Origin of the sequence: Shimia litoralis (assembly GCF_005518135.1) — a bacterium.
GTDB lineage: Bacteria > Pseudomonadota > Alphaproteobacteria > Rhodobacterales > Rhodobacteraceae > Shimia_E > Shimia_E litoralis.
The window spans coordinates 16,561-28,326 of the sequence record NZ_SULI01000003.1 but is presented as its reverse complement, the minus strand read 5'-3'; the positions used below and the strand labels follow the sequence as shown (position 1 = coordinate 28,326).

At 55.4% G+C, this 11,766-nt stretch carries 13 protein-coding genes; 6 read left to right on the top strand and 7 right to left on the bottom strand.

Going from position 1 to position 11,766, the window contains the following annotated elements; all coding sequences use genetic code 11:
* The first annotated feature begins 118 nt into the window (after nt 1–118).
* The 4 genes from FAP39_RS03615 to FAP39_RS03600 are packed head-to-tail and all read left to right on the top strand — an operon-like array spanning nt 119 to nt 2,737.
* Nucleotides 119–334, top strand: coding sequence for a twin-arginine translocase TatA/TatE family subunit (locus FAP39_RS03615; RefSeq protein WP_138015024.1), 216 nt, complete (start codon nt 119–121; stop codon nt 332–334).
* An 18-nt stretch (nt 335–352) separates the two neighbouring features.
* Nucleotides 353–1,015, top strand: coding sequence for a Sec-independent protein translocase protein TatB (tatB, locus tag FAP39_RS03610; protein ID WP_138015023.1), 663 nt, complete (start codon nt 353–355; stop codon nt 1,013–1,015).
* Complete coding sequence (tatC, locus tag FAP39_RS03605; protein ID WP_138015022.1) at nt 1,012–1,908, top strand: twin-arginine translocase subunit TatC; 897 nt, start codon at nt 1,012–1,014, stop codon at nt 1,906–1,908. The genes tatB and tatC overlap by 4 nt, the downstream gene beginning before the upstream one ends.
* Nucleotides 1,898–2,737, top strand: coding sequence for an ATP-binding protein (locus FAP39_RS03600; protein WP_138015021.1), 840 nt, complete (start codon nt 1,898–1,900; stop codon nt 2,735–2,737). The genes tatC and FAP39_RS03600 overlap by 11 nt, the downstream gene beginning before the upstream one ends.
* 126 nt (nt 2,738–2,863) lie before the next feature.
* Here FAP39_RS03600 and FAP39_RS03595 read toward each other — a convergent pair whose 3' ends face one another.
* The 4 genes from FAP39_RS03595 to FAP39_RS03580 form a co-directional block, all read right to left on the bottom strand.
* Complete coding sequence (locus FAP39_RS03595; RefSeq protein WP_138015020.1) at nt 2,864–4,063, bottom strand: LysM peptidoglycan-binding domain-containing M23 family metallopeptidase; 1,200 nt, start codon at nt 4,061–4,063, stop codon at nt 2,864–2,866.
* A 133-nt stretch (nt 4,064–4,196) separates the two neighbouring features.
* The gene (locus tag FAP39_RS03590; RefSeq protein ID WP_138015019.1) at nt 4,197–4,847 is read right to left on the bottom strand and encodes a protein-L-isoaspartate(D-aspartate) O-methyltransferase; all 651 of its coding nucleotides are present in this window, start codon (nt 4,845–4,847) and stop codon (nt 4,197–4,199) included.
* Nucleotides 4,844–5,626: a 5'/3'-nucleotidase SurE gene (surE, locus tag FAP39_RS03585; RefSeq protein WP_138015018.1), complete on the bottom strand. Its 783-nt coding sequence runs from the start codon at nt 5,624–5,626 to the stop codon at nt 4,844–4,846. The genes FAP39_RS03590 and surE overlap by 4 nt, the downstream gene beginning before the upstream one ends.
* A gap of 159 nt (nt 5,627–5,785) precedes the next feature.
* Entirely contained in the window at nt 5,786–6,430 is a 645-nt protein-coding gene (locus FAP39_RS03580) for an SDR family NAD(P)-dependent oxidoreductase (protein ID WP_138015017.1), read from the bottom strand.
* 176 nt (nt 6,431–6,606) lie between these two features.
* Between FAP39_RS03580 and FAP39_RS03575 the strand changes: the two genes are divergently transcribed.
* Nucleotides 6,607–7,218: a glutathione S-transferase family protein gene (locus FAP39_RS03575; protein ID WP_138015016.1), complete on the top strand. Its 612-nt coding sequence runs from the start codon at nt 6,607–6,609 to the stop codon at nt 7,216–7,218.
* 11 nt (nt 7,219–7,229) lie between these two features.
* Here the strand turns inward: FAP39_RS03575 and FAP39_RS03570 are convergent, their stop codons facing one another.
* The 3 genes from FAP39_RS03570 to purF form a co-directional block, all read right to left on the bottom strand.
* The gene (locus FAP39_RS03570) at nt 7,230–7,484 is read right to left on the bottom strand and encodes a hypothetical protein (RefSeq protein ID WP_138015015.1); all 255 of its coding nucleotides are present in this window, start codon (nt 7,482–7,484) and stop codon (nt 7,230–7,232) included.
* A gap of 149 nt (nt 7,485–7,633) precedes the next feature.
* On the bottom strand, nt 7,634–8,047 hold the full coding sequence (locus FAP39_RS03565) for a hypothetical protein (RefSeq protein WP_138015014.1): 414 nt from the start codon (nt 8,045–8,047) through the stop codon (nt 7,634–7,636).
* Entirely contained in the window at nt 8,044–9,498 is a 1,455-nt protein-coding gene (gene purF, locus FAP39_RS03560; protein ID WP_138015273.1) for an amidophosphoribosyltransferase, read from the bottom strand. The genes FAP39_RS03565 and purF overlap by 4 nt, the downstream gene beginning before the upstream one ends.
* 281 nt (nt 9,499–9,779) lie before the next feature.
* Here purF and FAP39_RS03555 point away from each other — a divergent pair, with 281 nt between their 5' ends.
* Nucleotides 9,780–11,717, top strand: a complete 1,938-nt coding sequence (locus FAP39_RS03555) for a DUF3604 domain-containing protein (RefSeq protein ID WP_138015013.1) — start codon at nt 9,780–9,782, stop codon at nt 11,715–11,717.
* The last annotated feature ends 49 nt before the right edge of the window (nt 11,718–11,766 follow it).

Below are 11,766 nucleotides of genomic sequence, written 5' to 3'. Positions count from 1 at the left end.
CTCCAAAACAGGTGAACTGACCGAGTTTGGCGCTTTTCGTTCTGTGCGTGAAGGGCTAGATATGACGGGTCATTTACCGAATGTGCACGGGTTACATTCGACGCAAGGGAGACTACTCATGTTGAACAATATCGGCCTGCCAGGCCTTCTGCTGATCGCTGTTGTTGTGCTGGTTCTATTCGGGCGCGGCAAAATTTCGTCTTTGATGGGCGAAGTGGGCAAAGGCATCACATCTTTCAAAAAGGGTATCAACGAAGGCCAAGCCGAGTTGGATCAGGACACTGCTGATGCCGCCAAGGACGTGACGCCGGAAGACGAAAAAGACAAAGTCTGATCAGGGGATTGAACGGGTATGTTTGATCTTGGTTGGACCGAGCTATTGGTGATTGGAATTGTGGCCCTGATTGTTGTGGGTCCCAAGGATTTGCCTGTGATGTTTCGTCAGGTGGGGCGCTTTGTTGGCAAGGCCAAGGGCATGGCGCGTGAGTTCACCAGCGCGATGAATCAGGCCGCGGATCAATCCGGCATGAGTGATGTGACCAACACATTCAAAAGCGCCACAGATGGATTGAACAAGATGTCCAATCCGATGAAGGCGGCCACAGATGCCGCGCAGGATGCGATGAAATCGGCGACAGACCTGGGCCTTGATCCAGAAAGCGCGACCGGGAAGCTTGCTGCAGAGCGGGCAGAGGATGCACGTAAAATCCGAGAGGCCACAGCCAAAAAGGCCCAAGAGCGTCTTGATGCCGAGGCTAAGGCGGCCGAGGAGGCCAGCGCAGCACAAGCGTCTGAGACAGATGGCGCGGTGCCTTCCGACCCCAAACCTGCGCCCAAAAAGAAAGCTGCGACGAAGTCCGCCGCCAAGAAGCCAGCCGCGCGCAAACCTGCGGCAAAAAAGGCTGCAACCAAGGCACCGAGCAAAGCAGCGGCGAAATCCGCAAAACCTGGCGCAACACCGGCTAAGGCCAAGAAATCTGCGGCAAAATCGCCAGCGGCGAAGGATAAAGCATGAGCACCACCGACGAGATGGAAGACAGCAGTGCACCGCTGATTGAGCATCTGGCGGAGCTGCGGAACCGGTTGATCCACTCTGTGGTGGCGTTCCTGATCGGGATGATCATTTGCTTTACTGTCGCAACGCCGATCTTTAACTTTCTGACCAACCCCCTGTGTTCGGTGTTGGCTGAGCGTGGTCAGGATTGCGACCTTATCTTTATCAGCCCGCAAGAAGGCTTCTTTGTCGCCATCAAAGTCTCGCTATTGGGGGGCTTTATCCTGTCGTTTCCCTATATCGGGCTTCAGATGTGGCGCTTTGTGGCACCCGGGTTGTACAAAAACGAAAAAGGTGCGTTTCTGCCCTTTATGATCGCATCCCCCTTTATGTTCCTTCTGGGGGCGTCATTCGCATTCTTTGTTGTGACACCACTGGCCTATGACTTTTTCCTTGGTTTCCAACAATTTGGTGGGCAAGGCGAAGCTGTTGCAGAAGGGGGCGCAAATGCTGCACCCCTGAGCGTGGTGTTCCAAGGTTCCGCCCAAGAATATCTGAACCTGACCATCAAGTTCATCGTGGCCTTTGGCCTATGTTTCCAATTGCCAGTGCTCTTGACCTTGATGGGCAAGGCGGGTCTTGTCAGCGCCGAAGGTTTGAAATCTGTCCGTAAGTATGCCGTGATCGCGATTTTGGTCTTGGCGGCTTTGGTGACGCCACCTGATGTGATCACCCAGATCATCTTGTTTGTGGTTGTCTATGGGCTCTACGAGGTTTCGATCTTTTTGGTTGCACGTGTAGAGGTCAAACGTGAGGCCAAGCTGCGGGCCGAGGGGTATTATGACGATGAAGATGAAGAAGAGTTCGATGATCCTTTGATGAAGGAATTCGACGAGGATGAGAATGAAAAGTAAATCATTGAAGCGTATCGCTGCGGCGCTGGAGAGACTGTCTCCGGCGCCGCTTGCCGTTCCAGCCTTTGACGATGTGAATGCGTTTGTCTGGCATGTGGATCCTGATCGGCTGGTGCCTGTGCCAAGCGTCAGCCGTGTCGATATTGGGTTGTTGATCGGGGTGAACCGCTCGCGTGACACCTTGTTGGAAAACACGCTTCAATTTGCGCGCGGGTTGCCAGCCAATAACGCTCTTCTTTGGGGGGCGCGCGGCATGGGCAAGTCTAGCCTTGTCAAAGCGGTCCATGCCGAGGTGCTTAACCAGGGCCATGAGCTGAAGATCGTTGAACTACAGCGCGAGGATTTACCAAGCGTATCACGTCTGTTGCAGGTGCTGCGGGATCGATCAGAACGGTTTCTGCTGTTTTGTGATGATCTGTCATTTTCCCACGATGACCAGCATTACAAGAGCCTTAAGGCGGTGCTGGACGGGGGCATCGAGGGACGACCGGAGAATGTCGTGTTCTATGCCACATCAAACCGCCGCCACCTGATGCCGCGTGATATGATTGAAAATGAACGCGGCTCTGCGATCAACCCGTCCGAAGCGGTTGAGGAAAAAGTATCCTTGTCGGACCGGTTTGGGCTTTGGCTTGGGTTCCATCCATGTTCGCAAGACGAGTACCTGGAGATGATCCAGGGGTATTGTACTGCGTATGGGGTGAACATTTCACCAGAGCAACTGCGTGCGGAAGCCATTGAATGGCAAGCCACGCGGGGGGCGCGGTCTGGCCGTGTCGCGTGGCAGTATTTTACGGATCTTGCTGGTCGCAGTGGCGTGAAAATCTGAGCTGCGCGGGCTGTTTCACACTATCCCGAAGGGCGCTAAAGCTGCGCTCGGGCCACTTTGTGGCCGTCGCATGGCTTTGGTCGCAGTCCGCGACGTTGCGCACTTAACTAGCGGGCGTCGTGAACTCTATTTCAGATAGGGCATTGGATCGATGCTATCGAAGCCTTTGCGGACTTCGAAATGCACAAAGTTATCCTTTTTGGGAATGACAGCCAAAGCTTGCCCGCGTTTCACCTTGGCACCTTTGGCGACTTTTACACCTTCGACATTATAATATACCGTCATCAGATTGTCTGAGTGGCGTAGCACAACAATTTTGACATTATCCGAGTCGGTGGTGATTGCGGCGACTTTGCCATCTTTGGCGGCTTTAACAGATGTTCCAGCGGGCGCTGTAATGTCGATCCCGTTGTTTTTGCCTTTAGAATATGGGCGGATGATTTTGCCGTCCACCGGATAGCCCATCTTGGACGTCGTTTTGGTCTGGGTTTTTCCCAGATCGGGGGCAGGCGGCACCACTGGCGCCGTGGTTTGTTGCGGCAACGGTTTGGTCGCGCTTGGCGGGGTCGGCGTTGGGGTGCCTTGGCCTGGCACAGTGGTCGCAGCGACCCCTGCGGCGCCGGCCGCAGCAGCAGCAGTTCCACTGGACTTTCCAGTAGCGTTTGCGGGCGGAATTAGCAAAATCTGATTTTCACGGATCGTAAAGTTGCTATCCAGACCATTCCAGTCAGCCAAAGAGCGCACGGACACATTATACAGGCGTGAGATGGTAAATGCGGTTTCGCCACGCTTCACCTTGTGCCGGATGGGTTCAAATCCGGTCTCGCCCTTTGGCGCATCTTTTGGTGCCGGCTGTAACTGCGAGGTGCTGATGCCGGTTTGAGCGCTGTCAATCGCGCCGCCAGCCAAGGCCGCGACATCGACGTCAGACGGCGCTGTCACCACACCGGTTCCGCCGGTTGCCGCGGAGGGTTCTGCGACCCGATAGGGAAGTGCGATGACCTCGCCTTGGCGGAGTTTGTCATCGGGACGACGCGCATTATAGGATGCCAGTTTGTCTACTGGGACATCAATCCGGTTTGCCACATCTGTCAGGGTGTCACCGCGACGCGCGACGGCCACCTGATAATTGGGATAAGAGATGATCCCGCGTTTGTCCGGCGTTGGTCGAGGGGCCGTCGCTGATTGCGCCGCTTGGGTGGTGTCCAAACCGCCGCCAAAGCCGCCACGCATATCCAGATCAAGGCCATCCTCGCAGGCGCTCAGGGCGCTAAGTGCCAAGCCGGCGAAAACGACGCGGGCAGGGAATCTTTGGCGAAATGTCATCTCGATATCCTCAAATTTGCCTTGATATACCAGATTTGCAAGGCGCGGGTGGTACTCGTTACAGTGTATTGGCGTTGCGCGGCTGTGGTTGGGGCTGCGTACAGCCCCTGCATAAGGCCAGTTGGCGCACGTTTCAACTCTCGGGGCCAAGACCTTCGATCAGTGGCACAAAACGGACAGGGCGCAATTCGTCATAGTCAAAACCCGTCTCAAGGCGCCGTACGCGGATCATGCTTTGGACTGTGTCGGACTGCCCGACGGGAACCATCATGATGCCGCCGATCTTGAGCTGGGCCAACAGAGGTCCCGGGGGATCTTCGGCTGCGGCGGTGACGATGATACGATCAAAAGGGGCCTGATCTGGCAATCCAAAGCTGCCGTCAGCGGTGAAGGCCGTGATATTGTGTAAATCCATGGCTTCAAAAATGCTGCGTGCCTCGCGTACGAGGCGCTTGTGGCGATCCACCGTGTATACTCGGCGCGCTAGTTGGCTGAGAATGGCCGCCTGATATCCGGACCCGGTACCCACCTCGAGAACCTTGTCACGCGGCTGAACATCAAGCGCTTGTGTCATAAGTCCAACGACTGATGGTTGTGAAATGGTTTGGCCGCACGCGATTGGAAGTGGCGTGTCTTCATACGCGCGATCGGCAAAGAGCCCCTTGATAAACGGACCGCGATCAACCTTTTCCATGGCGGTGAGTACGCGTGCATCCGTGACGCCTTTGCTGCGCAACGCGAACAGAAATTGCATTTTGCGTTCGGCCTCGGTGGAGTCTGTCATTCGATTGCCTTTAGCGCGTCCATCATGTCGTGGGCCGTCAGGTCAGCGCGCATCGGGGTCACCGACACATATCCGTCCAGATTGGCCGCAGCATCCGTGCCGGGTGCGGTCATGATGCGTTGATTGCCCCCTTTGATCCACAAAAAACGGCGGCCTGATGGAGAACTATGTGGCTCAACACTGAAACTGGTGCCCTGACGAAATCCTTGTGATGTGACGCGAATGCCTTTGACGTTGCCTGACAACACCGGAGGGAAGTTCACATTGTAAAACAGACAATAGTCAGACGTCTCGGGTGGCGTGTTGGCAAGGATTTTGCGGATAACGTCAGCGCCATGCGTGGCGGCGGCCTCGAACGGGGTGTCGATGTCATAATTCTCCGGCCCGAGGTATTGCGAGAGGGCCATTGCCGGAATGCCCTGAAGCGCAGCCTCCATCGCGGCGCCCAAGGTCCCAGAGTAAAGCGCATTCTCAGCCGAGTTATTGCCGCGATTTACGCCCGACAATACCAGATCAGGTGGGCAGTCTTTCATGACGTCATGCAAGCCTGCCAAAACGCAGTCTGCGGGGCTTCCTTCGGCGGCAAAACGGCGTTCGCCCATTTTGGCGATCATGGTCGGGTGCGTATAGCTGATACAGTGGCCGACGCCGGATTGTTCGAATGCGGGTGCGACGGTCCAGACTTCGCCGTGCTCTCCGGCAAGATCATGTGCAATGTCCGTCAGAACCTGCAGACCCGGTGCGTTGATGCCGTCGTCATTGGTAATGAGAATACGCATGATGTGCCTGCCTTGCTTGGTCTTTTACCCTGTCTAGTGGAGGCCTGCATGCGGAGCAAGCGCTGGTTCGAGCATTTGGGGGAAGTGTCGCGCTGCGGGCAGGGGCCTTGCCCCTGCGCCTTGGCGGCGACATCGGGCTGAGCGCCCGATATGTGCCTCTTAGAGAGACAGGTCTTTTACAACGCGTGCGGCTTCGTCGCGAGGGTGAGAGAGCGGCGCGCGTTCTTCGCCAGGGAAGAACCGTGCACGGGTGCCAGTCGGCATGCCATTTGGTTCGACGACTGATACACGCGGGCCTGTTTTGGTGGTTTCGGCCTGCCAACTGCGTGCGAGCGCGATTTGTGCGGCTTTGGTTGCGCCGTACGACCCAAAGAACTTTTGACCGCCTCGTGGATCGTCAAAAAACACAGCGTGACCGTCCGTACCCAACAAAGGCGACAAGAACGGAATAAGCCGCCCTGTGGCGGTGACGTTGATGCTGACGGATTTATCCCAGTCTTTGGCGTCAATATGCCCTGCAGGCGTAAGCGGTGCGCCATGCACTGCGGTGTGGATCCACAGATCAAGTTTGCCCCACCGATCATGAATAGAGCGACAGAGCTGCGCCATGGCGTCTGTGTTGGAGATGTCCATAGGGGCCAATGTTGCTTGGCCCCCTTTGGCTTGGATGCGATCGTCCAACTCTTCCAGTGCGCCAGTGGTGCGTGCCACGGCCACGATGTGATAGTCGGAGGAGAGGGCCTCGGCCAAAGCAGCGCCAAGACCGCGCGAGGCACCAGTGATAAGAGCAATTTTCTGGGTCATAGGTCTCATTTGCGATCTATTCTGCGTGAGGTCAAGAGGGGCTTTGACGCGGGGGCGATCCCAAAGCCCGGTTCGCACCCCAACAGACATGACGCAGCGTCTTTGAGACAGGTGGCTGTTGGAACGTCTGAAAACGATTAGGTCAGAAGATATCACAGGAATAGGAAAGCACTAAGATGATCAAAGTCCATCATTTGAACCGGTCACGGTCGCATCGTATTTTGTGGCTGTTGGAAGAACTGGGGCAAGCGTATGAAGTTATACGCTATGAGCGCAACCCAGTGACCAACCTAGCCCCGCCAGAGCTGCTTGAGCTTCATCCGCTTGGGAAATCGCCGATGATCGAAATCGACGGGCGTCTTGTGGTCGAGTCTGCTGCAATCGTAGAATTACTGTGCGCGCGATTTGGTCCCGAAATGGTCCCGCCTGCTGACTCCGATGCATATATCTCGCATCTCGAGCTGATGCATTTCGCCGAAGGCTCCGTTATGACACCCATTCTGCTTGGGTTGTATGTGGGAATATTGGGCGAGGCCGGTGCGCCGCTGACACCGCGCATTTCGCAACAACTTGATGCGCACTATGCCTATATGGAGCAGGTTTTGCGCCCGTCAGGTCATTTTGTGTTGGATGATTTGTCGGCTGTCGACATCATGCTGAGCTTTCCGGCCGAAATAGCATTGAGACAAGGGCGTCAGGATGAATTCCCCAAACTGGCGGCATTTGTGGCCAAGATGCAGGCGCGCCCAGCCTATATTGCTGCCAAGGAACGTGGCGGGCCGGATTAAGGTAACCCTGTCTAGTTGGGCATCTGCAGTGTGATTTCCTTGCCACCGCGCACCAACACAACGGTTGTTTCGTTGATGCCCATGACGTGACCCACGCTTGACCGCTCGCCCATGCGGGCGGTCACGACCTTGCCAGATGGCAACATGATCAGCGCCCGAAGCGCGTCTGTGCTCCCGGCAATTCCAATCAGCGTCAGAGACTTCCGTTTCAGCGCGCCAGATTGTGTGGCTTTCTTGGCCACTTGATTTGGGGTGTCGGTGCTCATTCTTGATCCAATACATCGCGGTTTCACCCCAATATGGGGGCGAAGGGGCGCAGGTATCAGGGCGGGTTCTGAATGAAAAGCACGGTGTACACGGCATCGGCAAGTTTACGCCGCAATGCAGCATAGAGTCAGCGGCAAATGGCGCGGGGCTATCCTGACAGGTGATAGGTAAAGGCGCGCTGACCACAAAATGCGACGGCGTCTTCAGGGATGTCGCTATTGAGCGAGAGCATTGCGCCGCGCGTGCCAACGTATCGAAAACTGTCTGGATACAGGCTACGCACCTGTTCCAGCATATCGGTCCGGCAAATCACATAAATCCCGATGTCGTCAGGGTGTTTTGCCGACCACGAAATACGAAGGGTCGTGCCAGACCCGCTTTGTTTGGTCAAAAATGACGGTTCGCCCCATCGTAGGGCTTCACTCAGATGACCAATAGCAGGATCAGCTGCAGCGACACCCCAAAGGATGTCGCGCAATGTATAGAAATGAGATTGAGCCGCAGAAGGCCACGAACGCACAACGGCCTGAACATCTTTGGGAAGTTCAGGCCACATGGTCATTCAGCGGCTTTCACTTCAAACCCTTTGTCGATCATATCAGACGGTGCAACGGGATATTCCCCCGAGAAACACGCATCACAATATTGCGGGCAATCATTTTTGCGGCCTTGAGCTTCGCCCGCGGCACGGTACAGACCGTCCAGCGAAATGAACTTGAGACTGTCCACCGACAGATGTTCTGCCATTTGGTCTTCTGTCATGGTTGCAGCCAACAGCTTGTCGCGCTGTGGCGTGTCGACACCATAAAAACATGGCCAAGCTGTGGGCGGGGACGCAATTCTGAAATGCACTTCTGCAGCACCTGCATCCAAGATCATTTCTTTGATCTTGCGGCTTGTGGTGCCGCGCACAACCGAGTCATCGACCAGAATGACGCGTTTGCCTTTGATCAAGGACCGGTTCACGTTCAGCTTAAGGCGCACACCCATGTTGCGAATTTGCTCTGTGGGCTCGATGAATGTACGGCCCATATACTGGTTGCGCACAATGCCCATGGCAAAGGGAATGCCGCTTTCTTGGCTAAAGCCAATGGCAGCGGGTGTGCCCGAGTCAGGTACTGCACACACCAAGTCTGCGTCCACCGGATTTTCGCGAGCCAGTTCAACGCCGATTTGGCGGCGGGTTTCATACACCGACTGCCCACCAATGATGCTATCGGGGCGCGAGAAATAGACGTGCTCGAAAATGCAGAACTTGGACGGTTGCGGGCGGAACGGAAAGTGGCTTTCGACGCCTTCGTTTTCGGTGATAACGACCATCTCGCCCGGTTCGATTTCGCGGACCAATTCGGCACCGATGATATCCAAGGCACAGGTTTCAGACGACAGAACCCAGCCGTCACCGACTTTGCCCAACACCAAGGGGCGAACCCCCAGCGGGTCACGTACGCCAATCAATTTGGTACGGGTCATGGCCACAATCGAGAACGCACCTTCGACGCGGCGCAGGGCATCTTGCATCCGCTCGGGAATGTTGCGTTGCAAAGAACGTGCCATCAGGTGAATGATGCATTCGCTGTCAGAGCTGGATTGGAAAATCGATCCGCGCTCGATCAGTTCTTTGCGCAGCGAAATGGCGTTGGTGATGTTGCCATTGTGCGCAATGGCAGCACCGCCCATTGAAAACTCGCCAAAGAACGGCTGGACGTCTCGAATGACCGCGCCTTTGGATCCCGCAGTGGAATACCGCACGTGACCGATCGCAAGTGGCCCCGGCAGAGTTTTCATCAAGCTTTCTTTGGTGAAGTTATCACGGACATATCCAAAGCGGCGGGCGCTATTGAAACCGTGTTCGGGATGATGACAGACGATTCCGCCGGCTTCTTGACCGCGGTGCTGCAATGCATGCAGCCCAAGGGCGACGAAATTGGCTGCATCGGCTAAGCCGACAACGCCGAAAACGCCGCACTCCTCTTTCAGTTTATCATCATCAAACGGGTGGGCAGGTGGCATATGGATGGACAAGGCGAGTGGCTCCGAATCCGAGTGGCGTGCACGGCCTCTCTTAAGGGGTCCGGGGTCATATGTCACGAAAGGATCACATACAGAAATGTCGCGGGGGCCAATTTCATTTCCCGCGCTGCACAATGCATACGCGTAATACGCGCATTCCAAGCGCAGCAATACACGGAAAGGCGAGAAACCATCAAAACGCCGAATGTTTGGTGATTTGGTGATTTCGTGCAATGCTGGTGCCAAGCCATAGGTGTCTAGCGAAAATAGGGGGAAATAGCATGACGAAACTTGGGGTTTTAACATGTACGGCGGCGTCCTTGATGTGGATCGGGACATCGGCGGTCTCACAAGAGTATCAAGCGGCAGATGGGCAGCTAGACAACCTGTTTCCGGCGGACAAGCCATACTCACCCTATGTAGATCGCCATTTTCCAGAACGCCCCCTATGGGGGGACAGTCACCTGCATACAGCATTGTCGATGGATGCGGGCGGTTTTGGCAATCGGCTTGGCTTGAACGAAGCCTATAGATTCGCGCGTGGCGAGCAGGTCACCGCATCGTCGGGACAGCCTGTGCGTTTGGCGCGCCCATTGGACTGGCTCGCGATCACAGATCATTCTGACGGAATGGGGATGATTCAGGATGTTCTGGCCAGATCGCCTTTGGTCACAAAATATGAACAGGGGGCACGCTGGGCAGATAGCTTTAACGCGGGCGGCCAAGACGCCGTTGATGGGGCTCTGGATTTGATTGGCACTTTTTCGCAGGGCAAAATGGACCCTGAAATGTTTGCAAATTATTCGCCCGGGTCTCGGCGCTATGCAACCATCTGGGAAGACGTGATTCAAGCCGCAGAAACGTTCAATGATCCCGGAACATTTACAGCGTTTATCGGATTTGAATGGACCTCGTTGTCAAAAGGCGCAAACCTGCACCGGAATGTAATTTTCCGGGATGGTGCGGATCGCGCGCGACAAGTGGTGCCGTATACAACGCAGGCCCCCGTTGGCAGCACGGATCCTCTGGATCTGTATAAATACCTCGAAGGGTATGAGGCCAAAACCAACGGCGCAACAATGACCTTTGCGCACAACGGCAACCTGTCCAATGGCATCATGTTTCCGATGGACGCCCAATATACCGGACGCGCCATCGATAAATTGTATGTCGAACAACGTGCAAAATGGGAGCGCATGTATGAGGTGACCCAGATCAAGGGCGACGGGGAAACCCATCCGTTCTTGTCACCGGATGATGAATTTGCCGACTATGGGACGTGGGATGTGGGCAATCTGGATTTGTCCGAAGCCAAAACCGACGACATGTTGGCTGGCGAATACGCGCGCGAGGCACTCAAAAACGGAATGGTGCTTGAGGCCAAGTTTGGCACAAATCCCTATAAATTTGGGATGATCGGCAGCACTGACAGCCACACGTCATTGGCTGCGGTTGAGGAAGAGAATTTTTTCGGTAAACACGCCGGATATGAGCCGTCAGCCGAACGCCTGTCGCATCCGTTCATGAAGAACGAAAACGGCGAATTATTTTCATGGCAGCAAGTCGCGTCCGGTCTGACGGCGGTTTGGGCCAAAGACAATACACGCGAATCCCTGTTTGACGCGATGGACCGCAAAGAAGTCTATGGCACAACGGGTCCGCGCATGAGTGTGCGCTTTTTTGGTGGGTACGAATTCAACGCCAATGACCTGCGCAGTCGCGAACCCTCGGCGATTGGGTATATGAAAGGTGTTCCAATGGGAGGCGATCTGGTCGCTGCACCTGACGGCAAGTCCCCGACATTTTTGTTAGCGGCGTTGCGTGATCCGATTGGTGCAAATCTGGACCGAATTCAGGTGGTCAAAGGCTGGGTGGACGGCAACGGCGACACACATGAAAAAGTTTATGATGTGGCATGGTCGGGAGATCGCGAAGCCGATGCAAACGGCAAAGTGCCAGCGGTGGGCAACACAGTCGACGTCGCATCAGCCACGTGGACAAACACGATTGGGGCTCCGGAATTGATTTCGGTTTGGGAAGACCCCGATTTCGATCCGGCCGAGCGCGCCTTTTACTATGCTCGTGTCCTCGAAATTCCGACACCGCCTTGGTATTTGTTTGATGTTCTCAAGTTCGGAACAGCGCTTCCGGAAGGGGCACCCACTGCACAGCAGGAACGGGCGTACACGTCGCCAATTTGGTATACGCCACCTATGTGACGGATGTCGGCATGTGTCAAAATCACAAAGGGCCTGCGCAATCGCCGCA

Excerpts from the sequence above, each read along its gene's own strand:
- surE (WP_138015018.1), bottom strand. The coding sequence starts at position 5,626 with ATGCGTATTCTCATTACCAATGACGACGGCATCAACGCACCGGGTCTG.
- FAP39_RS03575 (WP_138015016.1), top strand. The coding sequence starts at position 6,607 with ATGATCAAAGTCCATCATTTGAACCGGTCACGGTCGCATCGTATTTTG.
- FAP39_RS03565 (WP_138015014.1), bottom strand. The coding sequence starts at position 8,047 with ATGACCATGTGGCCTGAACTTCCCAAAGATGTTCAGGCCGTTGTGCGT.
- tatC (WP_138015022.1), top strand. The coding sequence starts at position 1,012 with ATGAGCACCACCGACGAGATGGAAGACAGCAGTGCACCGCTGATTGAG.
- purF (WP_138015273.1), bottom strand. The coding sequence starts at position 9,498 with ATGCCACCTGCCCACCCGTTTGATGATGATAAACTGAAAGAGGAGTGC.
- FAP39_RS03590 (WP_138015019.1), bottom strand. The coding sequence starts at position 4,847 with ATGACAGACTCCACCGAGGCCGAACGCAAAATGCAATTTCTGTTCGCG.
- tatB (WP_138015023.1), top strand. The coding sequence starts at position 353 with ATGTTTGATCTTGGTTGGACCGAGCTATTGGTGATTGGAATTGTGGCC.
- FAP39_RS03570 (WP_138015015.1), bottom strand. The coding sequence starts at position 7,484 with ATGAGCACCGACACCCCAAATCAAGTGGCCAAGAAAGCCACACAATCT.
- FAP39_RS03595 (WP_138015020.1), bottom strand. The coding sequence starts at position 4,063 with ATGACATTTCGCCAAAGATTCCCTGCCCGCGTCGTTTTCGCCGGCTTG.
- FAP39_RS03580 (WP_138015017.1), bottom strand. The coding sequence starts at position 6,430 with ATGACCCAGAAAATTGCTCTTATCACTGGTGCCTCGCGCGGTCTTGGC.
- FAP39_RS03555 (WP_138015013.1), top strand. The coding sequence starts at position 9,780 with ATGACGAAACTTGGGGTTTTAACATGTACGGCGGCGTCCTTGATGTGG.
- FAP39_RS03600 (WP_138015021.1), top strand. The coding sequence starts at position 1,898 with ATGAAAAGTAAATCATTGAAGCGTATCGCTGCGGCGCTGGAGAGACTG.
- FAP39_RS03615 (WP_138015024.1), top strand. The coding sequence starts at position 119 with ATGTTGAACAATATCGGCCTGCCAGGCCTTCTGCTGATCGCTGTTGTT.